Origin of the sequence: Paraburkholderia sp. NMBU_R16 (assembly GCF_013282575.1) — a bacterium.
In the GTDB taxonomy this organism is placed as follows: Bacteria; Pseudomonadota; Gammaproteobacteria; order Burkholderiales; family Burkholderiaceae; genus Trinickia.
On the sequence record NZ_JAAAYE010000262.1, the window covers coordinates 1 to 610 of the forward strand.

The window sequence follows — 610 nt, forward strand, 5'->3', positions numbered from 1 at the left end:
GAATGTCCCGATGTCGCCGCCCGCCGGTCGTCCTCCTGCCCCCGCGCAGTTCGGTAATGACGGATATAACGCACTCCTGGAGCAGGCTCAGGATCTTCCACGACCGAATGTGGCTGGGTTATACGACCCCGATCCGGAGCGCCGGCAGAGCACTGCGCTCGGCCCGCAGTGATACCGTCCGGAGGCAGGCCGACGTTCCAGCATTCTGGTCCGAGCACTGCGGTTGGAGGCCATCCTACTCAGGGCCCGCATAGCAGACCGCCAATGATGGGGCTCCAATCTGCGCCACTGTCGATCCCGCCTGGGCCCTTCGCGACGGCGCAGCCGTCTAATCTTACTGTGTCATAACATTCATGCCATTATAGGAGCTTCTTCATCCTTTGCATGAGGAAGTGATGGACTGGGAGACATCGTTCGACGAGTACCTGGAACAGGCGTTGGTGCACGGATAGGCAAACGAAAGGCAGGAGTAATAAAATCGCAGTCCGTCCTGCTGGAAGCCCATGCATGCCCCACAAGCACAACGCCGCGCGCCGGCATGACATCCCGAAGATGGCCCATCGGGTGACGAACTGGCCCGAGTATGAAGCGGGGCTGCGCAGCCGGGGGA

The 610-nt window shown here is 61.1% G+C and carries 1 pseudogene; it reads left to right on the plus strand.

Features of this window, described 5'->3' with window-relative positions:
* Positions 1–507 precede the first annotated feature (507 nt).
* A pseudogene (locus GWC77_RS28175) lies at positions 508–610 on the plus strand (IS5/IS1182 family transposase); the annotation flags it as partial.